We start from the raw sequence: 19,463 nt of genomic DNA, 5'->3' as shown, positions 1-19,463 counted from the left end.
ATAGGGCATGCAAATTACACTTCAAAAATCTACAATTGCTAAGCAATCTTCAATTCAAATAACAGGATCTAAAAGTGAATCCAATAGATTATTACTTTTAAAAGCACTATATCCCAAAATTAGTCTTGATAATGTGTCTAATTCTGATGATAGTAATTTAATGACTAATGCTTTAACTACAAATTCAGATTTAGTTGATATCAATCATGCAGGAACAGCCATGCGCTTTTTAACGGCTTACTTTTCTATACAGGAAGGAAGAGAAGTTACACTTACAGGGTCTAAACGAATGAAAGAACGCCCAATTGAAGTTTTAGTAGAAGCACTTCAAGAGCTTGGAGCAGATATTAGTTATGTTGAAAATGAAGGATATCCACCAATAAAAATAATAGGGAAGAAATTAACTAAGTATAAAGTGTCGTTAAAAGCAAATGTAAGTAGTCAGTACATTTCTGCTTTATTGCTTATTGCTTCTAAGCTTGAAAACGGATTAGAGCTAACTCTAGAAGGTGAGATAACATCGGTTCCATACATACAAATGACACTTAGTTTGTTAGATGAAATTGGAGTAGAATCTTCATTTAATGGAAATGTTATTACAGTAAAACCAGCAGCCAATAATCAACAACCAAAAACATTAACAGTAGAGTCAGATTGGTCCTCAGCATCCTATTATTTTAGTATTGTTGCTATTAGTGAAGTAGGAACAGGAATTACATTATCGTCATACAAAGAAAACTCTTTGCAAGGTGATTCTGTTTTGGTAAATATTTATAAACACTTTGGAGTCAGTGCTGTTTTTAACGATAATAGTAGCGTTATTTTGAAGAAGGAATTTTCGAATTTAGAGCCGTTAACTTTAAATTTAAAAAATGCTCCAGATATTGCACAAACTATAGCAGTAACATGTTTTGCTTTAGGAATGTCTTGTGATTTAACAGGACTTCATACCCTTAAAATTAAAGAAACCGACAGATTGGTTGCTCTAAAAAATGAAATTGAAAAATTAGGAGGTCGTGTAGAAATTACAGATAAATCTTTGCATCTATCAGCTTCTAATAAGATTAATGAACTGGTTTCTATTGAAACCTATCACGATCATAGAATGGCAATGGCATTTGCACCTTTAGCGCTTAAAGCAGCCATAAAAATTGAAGATGCAATGGTTGTTTCTAAATCATATCCAGCTTTTTGGAAGGATTTAGAATCCATTGGGTTTAAAATAACTAAATAATAATCACTCATTTACTTGACAACCCCTATTCGCAGATTGTATATTTGCAGCTTTCAAAAAAAACTAAAATTACTCACTAAATAAATTTTTCAATATTGTTGGTTATTTTTCAGCCTAAGATTTATAGTATTGAAAGAGGCATTTTTATATTAAACAATAAAAACTAACAAATGAAATTATCAAACTTTGGCTTCAATCTCCCAGATGAACTATTAGCAGAGTATCCAGCAGAAAATAGAGACGAGTCTCGTTTAATGGTTTTAAATAGAAAAGAGCAAACCATTGAGCACAAAATGTTCAAGGACTTAATAGACTATTTTGACGAAGAAGATGTGTTAATACTTAATAATACCAAAGTATTTCCTGCAAGATTATATGGTAATAAAGAAAAAACTGGAGCGAGAATAGAAGTATTCTTATTAAGAGAATTAAATGAGGAACAACGTCTTTGGGATGTTTTGGTAGATCCTGCACGTAAAATAAGAATTGGTAATAAGTTATACTTTGGTGATGATGATACGTTAGTAGCTGAGGTTATAGATAATACCACATCCAGAGGGCGTACATTGCGTTTTTTATATGATGGGTCTTATACAGAGTTTCGTAGAAAGTTAAACGAACTTGGAGAAACACCGCTTCCAAAGTATATTAAGAGAGATGTAGAACCAGACGATGAAGACCGTTACCAAACCATATACGCAAAAAACGAAGGTGCTGTAGCTGCACCAACTGCGGGTCTTCACTTTTCTAAACACTTACTAAAAAGATTAGAAATTAAAGGTATTGATTTTGCTGAAGTCACTTTACATGTAGGTTTAGGAACTTTTAATCCAGTGGAAGTAGAAGATTTATCGAAACACAAAATGGATAGTGAAGAGCTGAAAATTGATGAAAAAGCAGTGAATATTGTAAATAAAGGTATAGAAAATAAAAAGCGTGTTTGTGCTGTAGGGACTACAGCTATGCGTGCTATAGAAAGCTCTGTATCATCAAATGGTAAACTAAATGAAATTGATGGATGGACTAATAAATTCATTTTCCCTCCATACGATTTTAGTATTGCGAATTGTATGATTACTAATTTTCATACCCCAAAATCAACATTGTTAATGATGGTGTCTGCATTTGCTGGACATGATTTTATCAAAAAAGCATATGAAGAAGCTGTAAAAGAAAAGTATAAATTTTACAGTTATGGAGATGCTATGTTAATTATATAAAACTGGATTAGTTCAGTATTAAGAATAGTGATTAGCCTCTTTTAAGAGGCTTTTTTCTTGTGTTGAATTCATCAATAAGGCATTTATAAAAAAAGCAAACGTTCTACGATTGCTAACAACCCTTGAAAATGAGTTTCTATTCCTTAAATATCGAAATTTGAAAAATCGTTCACTATTTTTGCAACACTTATGGCAGCAAGTAAAAAAGACATTCGTTCATTAACCAAAGACGATTTAAGAGAATTCTTTGCAAAACAAGGAGATAAAGCCTTTCGTGGTAATCAGGTTTATGAGTGGCTTTGGCAAAAATCGGCACATACCTTTAAGGATATGACCAATGTTTCTAAGGAAACACGTAAAATGCTGGAAGACAATTTTGTTATTAACCATATTGAGGTTGATACCATGCAACGAAGCAAAGATGGTACGGTGAAAAATGCGGTTCGATTGCATGATGGCTTGATAGTAGAATCAGTTTTAATACCTACAGCAACAAGAACAACGGCTTGTGTATCCAGTCAGGTAGGATGCAGTTTAGATTGTAAGTTTTGTGCAACGGCACGTTTAAAGCGTATGCGTAACTTAAATCCAGACGAGATTTACGATCAGGTAGTTGCTATTGATAAAGAAAGTCGTTTATACCATAATCGCCCGTTAAGTAATATTGTATTTATGGGTATGGGAGAGCCCCTCATGAATTATAACAATGTCATAAAGGCTATTGATAAAATCACCTCCTCAGAAGGCTTAGGGATGTCTGCAAAGCGAATTACCGTATCTACATCTGGTGTGCCAAAAATGATAAAAAAAATGGCAGATGATGAGGTGAAATTTAATTTAGCAGTATCCCTGCATTCTGCTATTGATTCTGTTCGTACGTCAATTATGCCCTTTAATGAAACATTCCCCTTAGTAGATTTAAAAGAAGCATTAGAATATTGGTACGAAAAAACAAATAGAAAAATTAGTTACGAATATGTGGTTTGGAGAGGCATAAACGATACACAAAAAGATATTGATGCCTTTGTGAAGTTCTGTAAGTATGTACCATGTAAAGTAAACATAATAGAATACAACCCAATTGACGATGGTGAGTTTCAGCAAGCTACGAATGAAGCTTTGGAAAACTATATCAATACTTTAGAGAAAAATAGAATCGTTGTAAATGTACGCCGTAGTAGAGGAAAAGATATTGATGCGGCTTGTGGACAATTGGCAAATAAAAAATAAAAAAGAACTTCAAACCGAAGTCCTTTTTCATTTTCTCCGTTAGAATAGTATTATTATTATTATTTTTTAAGAATAGCTATATAATTAAATTACGTAATATTTTTCTTAAACGAATATTTTATCGATCAAGCGTTTTTTTTAGAGATTAATAGTAAACTTACAGAAAGGGAATTTTAGAGAATCTAAAGTAGTAATATCTTAACTTTATTAGTAATTTCGCTGAGATTAAGTTTGAATATTGAAAATAGTAGAGCAAATAAAGCAACCAATAGCTTATGAGATGGATCTTTTCGAGCAAAAGTTTCAACTCTCTATGTCTAGTAAAGTTGCATTACTTAATAGAATTACACACTATATTGTAAACCGCAAAGGGAAGCAAATGCGTCCTATGTTCGTGTTTTTAGTTTCTAAAATGGTGTCTAATGGCGAAGTTAGTGAACGTACTTATAGAGGCGCTTCAGTTATTGAGCTTATACATACGGCGACTTTGGTACATGATGATGTGGTTGATGATAGCAATCGCAGACGTGGTTTTTTCTCTGTAAATGCCCTTTGGAAAAATAAAATAGCCGTTTTAATTGGTGATTATCTACTATCCAAAGGATTGCTTTTAAGTATTGATAATAATGACTTCGATTTACTCAAGATCATTTCTATCGCAGTTCGTGAAATGAGTGAGGGTGAATTACTCCAAATCGAAAAAGCCAGAAAACTTGATATTACAGAAGATGTTTACTACGAAATTATTCGTCAGAAAACAGCAACCCTAATTGCAGCTTGTTGTAGTTTAGGGGCAGCATCTGTAAAACCAGAGTCGGAACATGTAGAGTCCATGCGAAAGTTTGGGGAACTTATTGGTATGGCGTTTCAAATAAAGGATGATTTATTTGACTATGGAGATACCCAAATAGGAAAACCTACAGGTATAGATATCAAAGAGCAAAAAATGACCTTGCCTTTAATTTATGTCCTAAACCAATCTTCAAAAAAAGACAAGAACTGGCTCATTAATTCTATAAAAAACCATAATAAAGATATCAAACGCGTTAAGGAAGTTATTGCTTTTGTGAAAAATAATGGAGGTTTGGATTACGCTATAAAGAAGATGAAAGTATTTCAAGAAGAGGCCTTACAAATACTTCAAACCTATCCAGAATCTGATTATAGAAATTCATTGGAACTTATGGTGAATTATGTGATTGATAGGAAGAAGTAGTTTGTTTTTTTTTGCTCAATTCTTTGCTAAGAATAATACTTTAATTTATTGGTTCTGGATATAATTGACTGCCCCAAAGCTGTATGTTTCTTTCTGGTAAGTGAGAATGATTCATTAGCTGATTGATCTCTTCTTTGATTTCTTTAACGGCATTTAGATCATTTGTTCGTATTCTAGTTTCATAATTATGTTTTGTTCCACTGGATGTAAAATTTAAAGAACCTAAATATGCTATTTGGTCATCTATTAAATAGATTTTGCTATGAATGCGGGTATCACTTTCTTCAGTTGTATCAGGTGACATGTAAACTTTAAAGGGAAATAGTTGAGAATACCAATATGAATAAATTTGTTTGTTTTCGATCTTCTTTTTATATAGTTTAATTATTAAAAATAAAATAATAATAGGAATTAATCCAAAGAGCACCTTTATATCTTTAAGGTAATATGTGATTCCAATTAAAGTTGTTAGAAGCCCAAACCCTATATAAGTCAATATTTTTATTAGGTCTTTCCATTTTTCACGTTTTTCAACAGCTTCTTTATCAGTTTTTCTATTCTGAATTATCAGTTTATGTATATTCTTTTCGTAATTTCCATAAAAATCTTCAATATTATCGGTGGTTATTAATTGAACTTCTAAGTTTCTGTTTCTAAAGTTTATTAATTCAGTAATTAAAAAAGGAGAAAGAAAAGGAGAAACAATTTTAATTGATTTTTTCGCATTACGGATGTCATTTAAGAGTTTCTTTCCAGCTCCTTTCCCTATATAAATATCGCAATTTGCCCCATTATAAAACATTCCCATTTTGTTTCGTCTATATTATTATTAATATATTATTCCGTTTTATTTAATGAATAATATTCAAAGTTAAATCAATATAGCCGAAAATTTTTACAAATCCAAGTATTTCAATTTTAAGGCTTTAGTTCTTTTCAATTACATTTATAGAAATATTTAAATGCTTAGGCAACCATTAGCACAAAATTTGCGTCTTTAAAAATAGAAGGCTAAATGAAATCATTCTTGAAAGTAATACAATTGCATAAAGACGAATCGTCACTTATAAAAAAAGCGATTAAAAATAATCGTGAGGCACAACACGTCTTGTTTGAAATACATGCTCCAAAAATGCTAAGTGTATGTAGGTATTATATAAAAGATTTACAACAAGCCGAAGAAGCGATGCTTAACGGTTTTTTTAAAGTGTTTTCTAATTTGAAGAGTTTTAAAAGTGAAGGCAGTTTTGAAGGTTGGATTCGGCGGATTATGGTTAGAGAGTCTATTTCATTTTTAAGACAAAAAAAACAGATAGAATTTTCTGTTGAAGATTTTGAGTATAACAACGATTATACAAATAATATTAGTACCGATATAGAAGTTGCCGAAATACAGCAACTTATTGATGCGCTTCCCGAAGGCTATAAAATGGTATTTGTTATGTATGCTATAGAAGGATACAAACACTACGAAATAGCAGAGATGCTGAATATTACAGAAGGAACATCAAAATCACAATTATTCAAAGCACGAAAATTGCTACAGGAAAGCATTAAAGAATTAAATAAGACTGCAGGCTATGGCACCAATTAAATTTGAAGAAAGCATAAAGGATAAACTTGATAAAAGAACATTACAACCATCTAATAATGCATGGAATAAACTTTCAGAGCGTTTAAGTGATCAAGAAAAGAAGAAAGGTAAAAGCCCCATTTTATGGATAGGTTTGGCAGCGAGTATTATTGGGGGTATGCTAGTAATTTCCCAGTTTTCTAATGATGGAATTATCGTGGATGATATTCCTAAAACAATAGCAGTTCCAGAAGTTAAGGAGGACAATAAAAATAATGCAGTAATAGTTGAAACTAATGTTAATAGCGTAAAGACCTCAGAAACTATTCAGACAAATAAAGATAAAGTTATTGAAGAATCATTAAAAAAGCCAATTCTTAGCAAATCGGAATTTAATAAAGAACAAATAGCTAATACTTTGGAAAACAACATAGAAAAGCGTAAAAAAAATCCTGTCAATCCTGTTGAAGTAATATTAGAACCTTTAACTTTTGAACAAGAAAAGATACAAGCGGTTGCAAATAAAATACAAGCCTTAAAGGATAATAACAAAGTTACAGACGAAGCTATTGACGCTTTATTACTAGAAGCTCAAAAGGAAATCAGGTTAAATCAATTACATAATGAAGCTACAGGAGTGGTCGATGCTAATTTATTACTTCAAGATGTTGAAGCAGATTTAGATCAATCTTTTAGAAGTAAAGTTTTTGAAGTTATAAAAACAAGTTATGGTACATTAAAAACAACTGTAGCACATCGTAATGATTAATATGTTCCTGCGATTTATGCTGAACTTGTTTCAGTAAGGCAGGAATCTTACGAATAAAAAGTTAAACATCATCAAATCAATTATTAATAATCAACAGATGCTGAAATAAATTCAGCAAGAAAAAAACGAACAGTTATGCAAACCATTACTAAATATTTAGCACTTGTCGTGCTATGTGTAAGTGTGCAATTAATCAATGCACAAGATACAATTCCAGCTATTAAAAATGAAAAGAACATTAAAATGCTTAGGCATTTGAAAACAGTTGTTGAAAAAGAAGAAAAAGACTTTCTGAAAATAGAAGTAGAAGCTATCAATAAACGTTTGGACAATGGCGAAATAACACTTGAAGAAGCTCAAAAATTGAAAATGGAAGTGGCAAAAATAGCAGCCTTGAATATTGAAAACCGCATAGGAATTATAGATAATAAAATAGCTCTTTTTGAAAGAAATGATTATGGATTGAATAGAGATGAAAAAGAAGTTAAATTAGGTCTTGCGGTAGATGGAGAAGAGGTGTTTTCTGTAAGAGGAAAAAACAAGCCAAAGAAGTATGATTTGCGAACTTCTAGCGACTTTGTGTTGGCTTTTGGTCTTAACAATGCTATTATTGAAGGACAAAAGCTTGATGATTCCCCGTATAAGATTGGAGGGTCCCGGTTTTTAGAATTAGGTTGGGCATGGAAAACACGCGTGTTTAAAAACACCAATTTTTTACGCTTTAAATATGGATACTCTTTTCAAATAAATGGATTAAAACCTGATGATAATAAATATTTTGTTCAACAAGGTAATCAAACTGTGTTGGAAGAATTTCCAGAAGATCTTAAAAAATCTAAACTGTCTGTTACCAATTTAGTATTTCCTGTTCATTTTGAGTTCGGACCTTCAAAAAAGATTGATAAAGACACTTATTTTAGGTATTCTACACGAAATCAATTCAAAATAGGCTTAGGAGGATATGCAGGTTTTAATATTGGTACGCGTCAAAAACTAAAGTATGAGTTGGACGGAGAAAAAATCAAAGACAAACAAAAGCGTGGCTTTAATACCAGTAATTTAGTCTACGGATTAAGTGGTTATATTGCTTTTGATGATGTCGCATTATATGTTAAATACGATTTATCACCTATTTTTAAAGATCAGATTGTCGATCAGAATAACATCTCAATAGGTGTTCGGTTTGATGTGGACTAGATCAAAGAGGTTTAAAAACTATCATTCAGAATGAAATGTGCCTACCTACCACTATGTCATTAAGTTAAGAGTAGAATGTCAGCCTGAGCGCAGTCGAAGACATTATTAAACCTTGATTTTTGACTGAATGATTTGGGCTTTAACTTAGAACTCAATCGCTCCCGCTAGTAATTTACCAGTGGTGTCATGAGTCAGCAGGTAAGAATAAGAAAAAAAGAAGCAAAGGAGCAACTTTAGAAATAGAGTAGCTCCTCTGTTTATAATTTTCAACCACAGCACTCATAACTTTACTTATAATTATATTTTTTATTTAACAATGGTTAAATTTGGTTGTTAATGTATAGACAGGATACATAAAAGAGTCCTTTTTATAGTATTTACTCTCTCTTATAACCACTAGTTTTAGAAACTAGCGGTAGCTGGGGTTCGGTTTGATGTGGATTAATACTAAAGAGGCTGTCTAAAAAGTGTCATTCTGAATGGAATGAAGAATCTCTTTAAAATATATGACTCTGATTATGAGTGAAATAAGATTCTTCGCGTTGCTCTGAATGACAAGATTAACCACTTTTTAGACAGCCTCTTTAGTATTTTCTAGAAAGATTGTAATAGGTTGAATTTCTAATATCAACTCTTTCTTTTATTATTTTTAAAAGTATCAAACTCGGATGCTGTTTCAACTTTAGGAAACGAATTGTTTTTCGTGTCGGTATCAGCATATTCAAAATTAGGATCTAAATTCACTTCCTTTACTTCTTTTTCCTTTATAAATGTTTTTTGAATTTCGTATTCGTTTCTACGCCAGATTTCGGCTGGAATAGTATCAATTTCTTTTGAGCCATCAGTAAATATCCACTCAATAGTAACAGGCATAACAAGCCCTCCTACATTTTTAATAGTGATTTCGTAAATGTTTTTACCAGAAAGTTGTTTGCGCAATTCAGGTTCGTTAATTCTTGATAAAAATTGACCGTATGCAGCATCAGGTGTTGCGTTCATAGTAATCATTTCCGGACCACTTGAGAAATCTTTAGTTTGTGCTTGAACATTTTTGCCTGAAGCATCAATTTTTACTTTAGATGTATTATTTTGATCTTCTATGTTCGAATTCTCCTCATAGACTTTAAACCATTTTACATGACTTAATTCCATATCTACATGATCGGTTGTAAAAAACCAACCTCTATAAAACCAATCTAAGTCGGTAGCTGTCGCATCTTCAAGTGTTCTAAATAAATCGGCAGGATTGGGGTGTTTATATTTCCAACGGTTAGCATATTCTTTAAAAGCTTCATCAAATAATTCTTTTCCAATAATCGAATTGCGAAGCATTTGCAAACCAACAGTTGGTTTCAAATAAAAATTAGCACCAAATTGAGACATAAGTTCACTATCTGAAGTCGTCATAATAGGGCGTAAAATATTTTTATCACCACTCATAAACGGAACGATGCTTTTAGGTGTTACACTATTAAAATCAGGATAACGCTCTGCTACAGTTCTTTGGTGTAAAAAGGTGTTTAAACCTTCGTCCATCCACATCCATTTGCGCTCATCCGAACTTACAATCATAGGGAACCAGTTGTGACCCACTTCATGAATAATAGTCCCTATCATTCCTTGTTTAGCATTATTGCTTATTTTACCATTTTTTGGACGACCTCCATTAAAGCTAATCATAGGGAATTCCATACCAATATTAGATGTGTTTACAGAAATAGCAACAGGGTATGGGTAATCGAAAGTCGCTTCAGAATATACTTCTAAAGCATGCCTCACAGCTTTAGTGGATTCTTCCTGCCATACAGGTAAACCTTCTTTAGGATAAAAAGACATAGCCATTACAGTATTGGTTGGCAACTTTACAGCTTGTGCATCCCACATAAATTTACGAGAGGAAGCAAAGGCAAAATCACGAACATTTTTAGCACTGAATTTCCATGTTTTTTGCTTTTTTGATTTCTGTTTTTCATTGGCTTCTGCTTCTTTTTGGGTAATAACCATTACAGGTTTGTCAAAAGACTTTCGAGCTTCATCCAATCTTTTACGCTGAGCTTTTGTTAATACAGATTCACTATTTTGAAGTAAGCCAGTAGACGCAACAATATGATCTTCTGGTACAGTGATTTCAACATCATAATCGCCAAATTCCAGTGCAAACTCTCCAAGTTTTTGAAATTGCTGATTTTGCCAACCTTCTGTATCATTATAAACAGCCATTCTCGGAAACCAGTGAGCAATAAGATAAACAGTATTATCATCCGATGGAAAATACTCATAGCCCTCCCGAGATAATGAATACATGCTTCTGTCGGTAATTGGGTAAGACCACGCTATTGAAAAACTCGTAGATTCCCCCGATTTAAGAAGCGTATTCAATTTAACCTTCATCATGGTATTGTTAACCATGGTTTTTATGTTTTTCCCGTTTGAATCTTTAACATATTTAATAGAATAACCAGCAGGAAAATCGATAGCTCTAGTAAGGAACTGCATTTGCCTTGAAGTCATGCCGTCTTTTATATTATTGTTTATGCCTCCAAAATCTTCATTTCCTTTTTTATTAACGTTTTGTTCAAGTTGTATCCATAGGTAGCTTAAATCATCTGGCGAATTATTATAATAAGTAATAGTTTCTTTACCGGAAATGGTATTGTTAGTTTCGTCAAGGGTTGCCTTAATTTTATAATTAGCTTGTTGTTGCCAATAATCCCTTCCAGGAGCCCCACTGGCAGTTCTGTAGGTGTTAGGGGGGGTAATCATATTGTCAATAGGCTCAAATTTACCTTGCCAGGGCTCTGTTTGGGCTTTAATAGATAATAAAGAAAATAGAGTAAATAAAAAATAAAATAAAAGTCTCATAGTCAGCTAGAATATTATTTGAATTAGTCAGCGACAAGATAGGAATTATTAATCTAAAACAACCAAGTTTTTTGTTGGTTAAAGTCTAAGTGTTCAGTACATTTGCGTCCCTAAAATATTTATAAACTATGAGTAAGAAAAAAGATTTAACATTTGATGTGTTAATTGAAATACCTAAAGGAAGTAGAAATAAATATGAATACGATTTTGCATTACACAAAATTCGCTTCGACCGTATGTTGTTTTCATCTATGATGTATCCAGGGGATTATGGATTTATTCCAGAAACTTTGGCATTAGATCAAGATCCATTAGATGTATTGGTTATGGGAACAGAACCAACATATCCTATGGTAGTTATGGAGGTTAGACCAATTGGTGTATTCCATATGACTGACGAAAAAGGCCCCGATGAAAAAATTATTTGTGTACCGGTTTCTGATCCTATATGGAGTAATAATAAAGACATATCAGATTTAAACCCTCATAGGTTAAAGGAAATAGAGCATTTTTTCCAAGTATATAAAGATTTGGAAAAGAAGAAGGTTGATACTGGTGGATGGGGAAATGCTGAAGAAGCTAGAAAGATTTATCATGAATGTGTATTGCGTTATGAAAATAGCGAGCACAAGAAAAAAAGAACCTTTACTATTTAGTTGAAAATTTTTATTTAAAATTTATAAAACCATCCTAATAATTTAGGATGGTTTTTTGTTTTCCAACTTTGATGCAAGAGAAATTTTGGGCATAATTAAAGTGTGATTTCATCTAAATAAACAAGGAAAAACTAACATATGTCATTGTATTAAAGATAATATATTTAAACAGGGATTTGAATGTATTATCTTTAATTAATAGAGGCTTTTTTTATCACTTATATTTTCCTATTTTTAGCTTCGTTTAAAAATAATTAACTAATAACTAATAAAAGAACTTATTAATATGGAATTAATAGTGAAATTTTTACCAGTGTTTGGAGTTTTAGCTTTGGCTTATGTATTTATAAAAAGTGCGTGGGTCTCCAAACAAGATCAAGGAGATGATAAAATGATTCGAATTGCTAAAAATATTGCCGATGGGGCGATGTCTTTTCTAAAAGCTGAATATAAAATTTTATCAATATTTGTAATTGCTGTTGCTGTTCTACTTTACTTTAAAGGAAATGCAGAAGAGGGATCTAATGGTATGGTTGCCGTATCTTTTATAGTTGGAGCTATTTGTTCTGCCTTAGCTGGATTTATAGGAATGAAAGTTGCTACCAAAGCCAATGTAAGGACTACAAGTGCAGCAAGAACTTCTTTAGGAAAAGCTTTAGAAGTTGCTTTTGCTGGTGGTGCTGTTATGGGGCTTGGTGTTGTTGGGCTTGGTGTTTTAGGCTTAAGTGGTCTTTTTATGATATATCAGAATATGTGGGGTGGTCCTGAGAATTTATCATTAGTACTAAATGTGCTTTCAGGTTTTTCTTTAGGAGCATCATCTATAGCTTTATTCGCTCGTGTTGGAGGTGGTATTTATACCAAAGCAGCCGATGTTGGAGCAGACTTAGTTGGTAAAGTGGAAGCAGGAATACCTGAAGATCATCCTTTAAACCCTGCAACCATTGCAGATAATGTAGGTGATAATGTAGGTGATGTTGCTGGTATGGGAGCCGATTTATTCGAATCTTATGTAGGTTCTATTATTGGTACAATGGTATTAGGAGCTTTTATTTTAACACCAGATTTTAATGGACTAGGAGCTGTATACTTACCGTTAGTATTAGCTGCAGTTGGTATTGTGATGTCTATTATAGGAACGTTTTTTGTGAAAGTAAAAGATGGTGGAAACCCGCAAACAGCTTTAAATATTGGTGAGTTTGGTTCAGCAGGTTTAATGGTTATAGCGTCTTATTTTATTATTAATGCTTTAATACCAGAAACTGTTGAGGGTTTACCTTTCGGGGCAATGGGTGTGTTTTGGGCAACTATAGCTGGTTTAGTAGCTGGTTTAGCCGTTGGTAAAGTAACCGAATATTATACTGGAACTGGAAAAGGGCCTGTAAATTCTATTGTTAGACAATCTGAAACTGGTGCTGCAACAAATATCATTGCTGGTTTAGGTATTGGAATGATGTCTACTGCAATTCCTATTATATTAATTGCTGCGGCTATTTTGGTATCACACCATTTTGCTGGCTTATATGGTATTGCTATTGCTGCGGTAGGAATGCTTGCTAATACAGGAATACAGTTAGCAGTTGATGCTTACGGACCAATTTCTGATAATGCTGGTGGTATTGCTGAAATGGCAGAGTTGCCGAGTGAAGTTCGCGAACGTACCGATAAGTTAGATGCTGTAGGTAATACAACAGCAGCTATTGGTAAAGGTTTTGCCATTGCTTCTGCAGCCTTAACAGCATTGGCATTATTTGCAGCTTTTATGAAAACGGCAAATGTAACCGCTATTGATGTGTCACAACCTCAAATTATGGCAGGGTTATTAGTTGGGGGCATGTTACCGTTTGTGTTTTCAGCATTATCTATGAATGCCGTTGGGCGTGCAGCTATGGCTATGATTGAAGAAGTTCGTCGTCAGTTTAGAGACATCCCCCAATTAAAAGCAGCTCTAGAAGTGATGCGTAAGTATGATTCAGATATGAGTAAAGCTTCAGAAGAAGATAGAAAAATATTTGATGCGGCAGATGGTGTTGCAGAATACGATAAATGTGTTGCTATTTCAACAAAAGCATCTATTAAAGAAATGGTATTTCCAGGGCTTTTAGCTATTGCAGTACCTGTAGCTGTTGGGTTTATTGGTGGCGCAGAAATGTTAGGTGGTTTACTTGCAGGTGTTACTACTTGTGGTGTGCTTATGGCAATTTTCCAATCTAATGCCGGTGGTGCTTGGGATAATGCTAAAAAGACTATTGAAGAGCAAGGTAAAAAAGGAACAGATGCTCATAAAGCGGCTGTTGTTGGTGATACTGTTGGAGATCCTTTTAAAGATACTTCAGGGCCTTCATTAAATATCTTATTAAAATTAATGTCTGTTGTTGCACTGGTTATAGCGCCTAGTATTGCATTGTCTTCTGATATTGTTACCGCTTACACTTCTGATGGACATGAGCTTGAAAATGTTGCCATTTCTAAAGAAATTAAAGTGAATATGACTAATAATGAAGATGGTACTGTTAAAGCAGTAGTGACTACGGTGACTATTGAGAATGATGAAGAATCTATTAGTTATGAGACTTTTAATGGAAATGAATCTGAAGTAAAAGCCAATATTGACGCTTTAAAAGGAAGCTATAAAATAGCTGGTATTGAAGTCAAAGAAATTATTGAAGAGATTGAGGTTTTTAATTAACAAAGAGTGAGCAATCATTGACTATAAAATAAAAGAGGCTGTCTGAAAAGTGGTTAATCTTGTCATTCAGAGCAACGCGAAGAATCTTATTTCACTCATAATCAGAGTCATATATTTTAAAGAGATTCTTCATTCCATTCAGAATGACACTTTTTAGACAGCCTCTTTTATTTAGTGAAAAACCGTTATTTTTTAGGGGTATCTCTATTCATTTCCATAATATCAATGCTTGTCGCTTCCTTTCCTAAAAAATGTTTGCTAAAATGATCTGCTCTTAGCCAAAAGGAATATTCCGTCATATTTCCAAAACCATGACGTTGCCCAGGCATGATCATAAAATCAAATCGTTTATTAGCCTTAATTAAAGCGTTTGCCATTCTAATGGTGCCACCAGGGTGTACATTGTTGTCTATGTCTCCTGTAATTAGCATAAGATTACCCTTTAGGTTGGATGCTAAAGATTGATTCTTATCAATAGCATATTCATAAGATACATTATTATCAGCATCCTTTTTTTCTTTAACACCATGATGCGTTTCACTCCACCAGCTATTATACATTGAGTTATCGTGGTTACCAGCAGAAGAAACGGCTGCTTTAAAAAAGTCTGGATATACTAGCATTGCGGCGGTAGACATAAAGCCACCACCAGAATGACCGTAAATACCAACCTTGTCGATATTAATGTAAGGGTGTTTTTTTGTTAATTGCTCGGCGACATATTTTTTGTCCGCTAAACCATAATCTCTAAGGTTGCCATAACCATAATTATGATACCATTTTGAACGATTAGGGTGTCCGCCTCTGTTCCCTAATGTAATAACTACGAAGCCCACTTGAGCCATACGATCTAATCGATCCATTCTAACTGAAAAAGATTTATTTACAGCCTCAGTTTGAGGGCCTGGATATACATACTCTAATAAAGGATAGCTCTTAGAGTCGTCAAAATTGAAAGGCTTATACATAACCCCATAAATGTCTGTAATGCCATCATCTGCTTTTACTTTAAACGGTTCAGGAAATTTATATCCTGTTGCAAAAAGTTGAGATAGATCGGCTTCTTCTAAAGTCATAATAACAGAACCATTACTGTTTCGCAATTCAGACATAGGAGTTGTATTAACTCTAGAATAATTGCTTACAAAATACTTGTTAGAATCAGACATGCTTGTTGCCGTATTATAATCTCCAGAATTAATATTTCGTAAACCAGTGCCATCTAAGTTAATGCGATACAAATGTTCGTAATAAGGGTCTTGGTTTTTGGAAACCCCATTTGCTGTAAAATAAAGAACACGCTCTTTTTCATCCAAATTAGTAAACTGATTAACATGATAAGAACCAAAAGTCACTTGACGTTTTAATTTCCCATTAGAATTGTATAAGTAAAAATGAGCCCAACCATCGCGTTCAGACCAATGGAGAATTTCTTGTTCATCATTGAATAAAATCAAAGGCCTCGATTCAATATAAGTGTTAAACCGTTCTTCAATTAAAACAGTGACATCTCCAGAATTAATATCTGCAACGCAGATATCTAGTTTTTTTCTATCTCTACTTATGGTGTTAAAATAAATCTTTCCTTTTTTTGAAAGTAATAGTGACGGTTGAAATTCATCATCTCTGTTCGATTGTTTTTTCGGAGCTCTGTAAACAGAAATTCCTTGTTGCTTCGTTGTGTCTAGTTTAATATTAACAACTTTTTTAGACGTCATATCAAAAACCAATAATTCTTGTTTGTAGAATTCTTTTTCTCCTGGCATATGGTATTTATAGGTTTCTAAAGTTGGGCGCTTTTTTGCAACAGAATTGATTACCCATAAATCTTTAATATGTCTAGAGTCAGATTTTGTGAATACAAATTTTTCAGAATCATGGGACCAAATACCATTAATTTTTTTTCTGTCATCTTTCTTTTCTTCTTTGGTTTCGTTGTTTTCTCCACGGCTAGAACCTCCATAACCATAATACTCTACACCATCGTTGGTCCATTGGTTCTCCACAATTGTAGAGTCTTTTTCGTCTTTAACAGCTTTCAAAAAATTAGCTTTATCCATCCAAAACAAATTATAATTCTTGGAAAACAATACAATAGTACTATCAGGTGAGATCGTGGCCCATTTTTTCCATGGTTCTTTCTCTTTCTTTTTATTGTCAATGATAGTTAATGAATTACCGCCTAATTTATATTCAAGATGGTAGACCTTTTTTTCCATTTTAGGAGCCTTCTTTTTTTCTTTTTTAGTAACAGAAGAATCATTTTCGATAGTCTTTTTCTCTTCTATGACTTCAACTTCTTCTGTAGAAGTTACTCTAAAGCGAATAGCCGTTTCATTTTTAACGAATTTAAAATTGAAACGAGGTAAATGTTTTGCATCATAAGGATCTTTTGTTATTTCCGTTAACCATTTTGCCATTTTTTCATTGTCAAACAATTTGGATTTCGATTTTGTATTCGCATTTACTAAATAGTAATTGGAGCCTTCAGTAGTTTTATATTGATACCAAAAACGATCTCCTCTTTTTAACCAATGAGGCCTGACAGTTGTTGAGTGAACTAATTTTGCAAGATTAGTTGGAGAAAACTGTGATGCCAAACGATAATTTGGTTGAGGTGTTGTTGAAATGTTCTTGTCTTGGGCTGAAATTAAATTTATGCTTAAAAAAAGAATAAACAGCAGAGTAATGTTTCTCATTGTTGGGTTATTTGTTTGTATTAAACAGCGAAATTACTGTTTTTGACTAAAAAGCTTTGATCGTGTTATGTTAAAAGTTTACTAATGTGTATAACGTTTATGAGATTGTCTATTCATAGAAAATGGTATGAGAGAAGAATACTCTATAAAAATCACTCCTAGTTTGTCCAAGATATTTTATACGTATTGGTAAATAGTAGCTGTTTTTTTAATATGATGACTTTAATTACATAAATTTTTATTTGAAATATTATGAAGTCAAAGTATTATGTAGTAAGATTTGTTGAATACCAATATTGATGTGTAAATATTTGTAAATCAAAATTATAAATTTTTAATCCATGTTTAAAGGTAGTAATTGTATTACTTTTTATTTGCGAGCACCAAGAATAAAACCTACATTTATAAAGTTAACATTTAACCGAGATAAAACTGAAATTATGGAAGGATACTGTGTAAAGTGTAAAAGCAAAAAAGAAATCAAAAATGCTAGTGAAGTGACTATGAAAAATGGAAGAAAAGCAATGAAAGGAAGTTGCCCAACTTGCGGAACAGGTATGTTTAGAATATTAGGCAAGTCTTAGTTGTAAAAACCTATAAATGCTCTAGTTTTTTAATCTATCTAAATTGAACAAAATTCTTAACTAAATATTTGACTACTATCAGGCTAGTCAGGTATTATATGTTTTTATTCTAAATATATATTACCTATCTTATATTTCTCTTCTAAGAAATGTAACAGCATCATTTTTGTGTAATTCTACTATAACGGGTACTTAAAACAACCAATCTTATCGATAAGGCTATTTGAAAGAAGTAATTTTGTAAATTGCGATACTTATAATTTAGATGTAAAATAGTATGGTTACTTTAAAACAGTTAGCAAAAGAGTTAAATGTTTCTATATCTACGGTTTCAAAAGCATTAAACAATAGCGAAGAAATTGGAGAAGATACAGTTAAGCGAGTTAAAGAACTTGCCGAGTTGTATAACTATACACCTAATAAAGTTGCTTTAAGTTTAAAGCAAAATAAAACTAAAACCATCGGAGTTATAATTCCTAATATACTTAACCATTTTCTGGCTAAAGTACTTTTTGGTATCGAAAGAGAGGCAAATAATTTGGGTTATAATATAATTACCTGTATCTCTAACGAATCTTTAGAAAAGGAAAAGGAAAGTCTATTATTACTTGCAAATGGAAGTGTAGACGGATTTATATTATCAGTAGCAGAAGAAACTCAAATTAAGAATGAAGTAGATCATTTTAAAAAGACCATTAGTCAGGGTTTGCCTATTGTTATGTTTGATAGAGTGGCTCATGATGTGTTATGTGATAAAGTAATTGTAGATGATTTTGATGCTACTTACAATGCCACTAAAGGCTTATTACTTGAAAATCGCAAAAACATTGCCTTTGTTAGTAATGTTAGTGATCTAAGCATTGGTAAATTAAGAGAAAGAGGTTATAGTAAGGCGATATTGGAACATCATACTCAAGAACCTCTAATTTTGAAAATAAAAAAGAAAGATGATCATCAGAAAACAATAAAATCTTTTTTAAAAAAGAATAAGAATATTGATGGGGTAATAGCTGCAGATAGTTCTTCTGGTATTATAGCTATTAATACAGCAGTTAATTTAGGCTTTAAGGTGCCAAAAGATATGTCGGTAATGGGTTTTGCTAGTAAAGCAGATTCAAATCATTCCTTACCAAGATTAACTACAATAAGACAACACGCTAAAATAATTGGAGCTAATGCAGCTCAAATGCTTATTGATAGATTACAGAAAATACATTTAAATGAAGATGTAAAGACAAAAATTGTTAAAACAAGTCTGGTAAAAACGAAATCAACACTTAAATAGTTTTTAACAGCTTATCAACAGCTTTATTTAAAAAATAAGCACTTAATCGTTAAAATAATGCATTTCATCGAATTTATTTCGCTGGTATACTCAGTTTGATCAATTTTACTGTGTCTTAGAGTGCGCCCCAAAAATATCCCTAAGTTATTCAAAGACTAATTAATTCATTTTTTATTCCCTCTAAAAATTTTATAGAATCGTTACGTTTTTTTTATGTGTTCGATTTTAAGTTAATTATCCATTTTTCCC

General features: G+C 32.5%; 14 protein-coding genes. 11 read left to right on the top strand and 3 right to left on the bottom strand.

The annotated features are described in order from the left end of the window. Positions 1-7 precede the first annotated feature (7 nt). From EM932_RS03650 to EM932_RS03635, 4 genes are all read left to right on the top strand, one after another. A complete protein-coding gene (locus EM932_RS03650) occupies positions 8-1,234 on the top strand; it encodes a 3-phosphoshikimate 1-carboxyvinyltransferase (protein WP_135875592.1) in 1,227 nt (408 codons plus the stop codon). Between the two features lie 170 nt (positions 1,235-1,404). Further along, complete coding sequence (gene queA / locus EM932_RS03645) at positions 1,405-2,454, top strand: tRNA preQ1(34) S-adenosylmethionine ribosyltransferase-isomerase QueA (RefSeq protein ID WP_135875590.1); 1,050 nt, start codon at positions 1,405-1,407, stop codon at positions 2,452-2,454. 189 nt (positions 2,455-2,643) lie between these two features. Further along, positions 2,644-3,684 (top strand): 23S rRNA (adenine(2503)-C(2))-methyltransferase RlmN, encoded by a 1,041-nt coding sequence (rlmN, locus tag EM932_RS03640; protein ID WP_135875588.1) that lies wholly within the window; start codon positions 2,644-2,646, stop codon positions 3,682-3,684. A 238-nt stretch (positions 3,685-3,922) separates the two neighbouring features. After that, complete coding sequence (locus tag EM932_RS03635; RefSeq protein ID WP_135875586.1) at positions 3,923-4,900, top strand: polyprenyl synthetase family protein; 978 nt, start codon at positions 3,923-3,925, stop codon at positions 4,898-4,900. 40 nt (positions 4,901-4,940) lie between these two features. On the opposite strand, the gene EM932_RS03630 is transcribed toward EM932_RS03635, so the two are convergent. Continuing rightward, entirely contained in the window at positions 4,941-5,702 is a 762-nt protein-coding gene (locus EM932_RS03630; RefSeq protein WP_170179711.1) for a phospholipase D-like domain-containing protein, read from the bottom strand. Between the two features lie 213 nt (positions 5,703-5,915). Between EM932_RS03630 and EM932_RS03625 the strand changes: the two genes are divergently transcribed. The 3 genes from EM932_RS03625 to EM932_RS03615 all read left to right on the top strand — a co-directional run bounded on the left by EM932_RS03625 (position 5,916) and on the right by EM932_RS03615 (position 8,439). Then, complete coding sequence (locus tag EM932_RS03625) at positions 5,916-6,494, top strand: RNA polymerase sigma factor (protein ID WP_246040879.1); 579 nt, start codon at positions 5,916-5,918, stop codon at positions 6,492-6,494. After that, positions 6,481-7,242, top strand: a complete 762-nt coding sequence (locus EM932_RS03620; protein ID WP_135875582.1) for a hypothetical protein — start codon at positions 6,481-6,483, stop codon at positions 7,240-7,242. The genes EM932_RS03625 and EM932_RS03620 overlap by 14 nt, the downstream gene beginning before the upstream one ends. A 135-nt stretch (positions 7,243-7,377) precedes the next feature. Beyond that, positions 7,378-8,439, top strand: coding sequence for a hypothetical protein (locus EM932_RS03615; RefSeq protein WP_135875580.1), 1,062 nt, complete (start codon positions 7,378-7,380; stop codon positions 8,437-8,439). Between the two features lie 627 nt (positions 8,440-9,066). Here the strand turns inward: EM932_RS03615 and EM932_RS03610 are convergent. Next, positions 9,067-11,301, bottom strand: coding sequence for a M1 family metallopeptidase (locus tag EM932_RS03610; RefSeq protein WP_135875578.1), 2,235 nt, complete (start codon positions 11,299-11,301; stop codon positions 9,067-9,069). A 128-nt stretch (positions 11,302-11,429) separates the two neighbouring features. On the opposite strand from EM932_RS03610, the gene EM932_RS03605 reads away from it, so the two are divergent. After that, a complete protein-coding gene (locus EM932_RS03605) occupies positions 11,430-11,957 on the top strand; it encodes an inorganic diphosphatase (RefSeq protein ID WP_135875576.1) in 528 nt (175 codons plus the stop codon). A gap of 286 nt (positions 11,958-12,243) precedes the next feature. Next, positions 12,244-14,646: a sodium-translocating pyrophosphatase gene (locus EM932_RS03600; protein ID WP_135875574.1), complete on the top strand. Its 2,403-nt coding sequence runs from the start codon at positions 12,244-12,246 to the stop codon at positions 14,644-14,646. A gap of 185 nt (positions 14,647-14,831) precedes the next feature. Here the strand turns inward: EM932_RS03600 and EM932_RS03595 are convergent, their stop codons facing one another. Next, entirely contained in the window at positions 14,832-17,345 is a 2,514-nt protein-coding gene (locus EM932_RS03595) for a S9 family peptidase (RefSeq protein WP_135875572.1), read from the bottom strand. A gap of 341 nt (positions 17,346-17,686) precedes the next feature. Between EM932_RS03595 and EM932_RS21050 the strand changes: the two genes are divergently transcribed. Continuing rightward, entirely contained in the window at positions 17,687-17,929 is a 243-nt protein-coding gene (locus tag EM932_RS21050) for a DUF5679 domain-containing protein (RefSeq protein WP_135875570.1), read from the top strand. A gap of 277 nt (positions 17,930-18,206) precedes the next feature. Further along, positions 18,207-19,214, top strand: coding sequence for a LacI family DNA-binding transcriptional regulator (locus tag EM932_RS03585; protein ID WP_135875567.1), 1,008 nt, complete (start codon positions 18,207-18,209; stop codon positions 19,212-19,214). Positions 19,215-19,463: the final 249 nt, after the last annotated feature.

The sequence above is a fragment of the Flavivirga rizhaonensis genome, assembly GCF_004791695.1.
Lineage (GTDB): Bacteria > Bacteroidota > Bacteroidia > Flavobacteriales > Flavobacteriaceae > Flavivirga > Flavivirga rizhaonensis.
The sequence above is the reverse complement of the archived record's forward strand: the minus strand, read 5'-3'. Positions and strand labels throughout refer to the sequence as shown.

Bases quoted from the DNA above. Each gene is read 5' to 3' on its own strand.
- EM932_RS03650 (WP_135875592.1), top strand. From the start codon at position 8: ATGCAAATTACACTTCAAAAATCTACAATTGCTAAGCAATCTTCAATT.
- queA (WP_135875590.1), top strand. From the start codon at position 1,405: ATGAAATTATCAAACTTTGGCTTCAATCTCCCAGATGAACTATTAGCA.
- rlmN (WP_135875588.1), top strand. From the start codon at position 2,644: ATGGCAGCAAGTAAAAAAGACATTCGTTCATTAACCAAAGACGATTTA.
- EM932_RS03630 (WP_170179711.1), bottom strand. From the start codon at position 5,702: ATGTTTTATAATGGGGCAAATTGCGATATTTATATAGGGAAAGGAGCT.
- EM932_RS03625 (WP_246040879.1), top strand. From the start codon at position 5,916: ATGAAATCATTCTTGAAAGTAATACAATTGCATAAAGACGAATCGTCA.
- EM932_RS03620 (WP_135875582.1), top strand. From the start codon at position 6,481: ATGGCACCAATTAAATTTGAAGAAAGCATAAAGGATAAACTTGATAAA.
- EM932_RS03615 (WP_135875580.1), top strand. From the start codon at position 7,378: ATGCAAACCATTACTAAATATTTAGCACTTGTCGTGCTATGTGTAAGT.
- EM932_RS03610 (WP_135875578.1), bottom strand. From the start codon at position 11,301: ATGAGACTTTTATTTTATTTTTTATTTACTCTATTTTCTTTATTATCT.
- EM932_RS03605 (WP_135875576.1), top strand. From the start codon at position 11,430: ATGAGTAAGAAAAAAGATTTAACATTTGATGTGTTAATTGAAATACCT.
- EM932_RS03600 (WP_135875574.1), top strand. From the start codon at position 12,244: ATGGAATTAATAGTGAAATTTTTACCAGTGTTTGGAGTTTTAGCTTTG.
- EM932_RS03595 (WP_135875572.1), bottom strand. From the start codon at position 17,345: ATGAGAAACATTACTCTGCTGTTTATTCTTTTTTTAAGCATAAATTTA.
- EM932_RS21050 (WP_135875570.1), top strand. From the start codon at position 17,687: ATGTTTAAAGGTAGTAATTGTATTACTTTTTATTTGCGAGCACCAAGA.
- EM932_RS03585 (WP_135875567.1), top strand. From the start codon at position 18,207: ATGGTTACTTTAAAACAGTTAGCAAAAGAGTTAAATGTTTCTATATCT.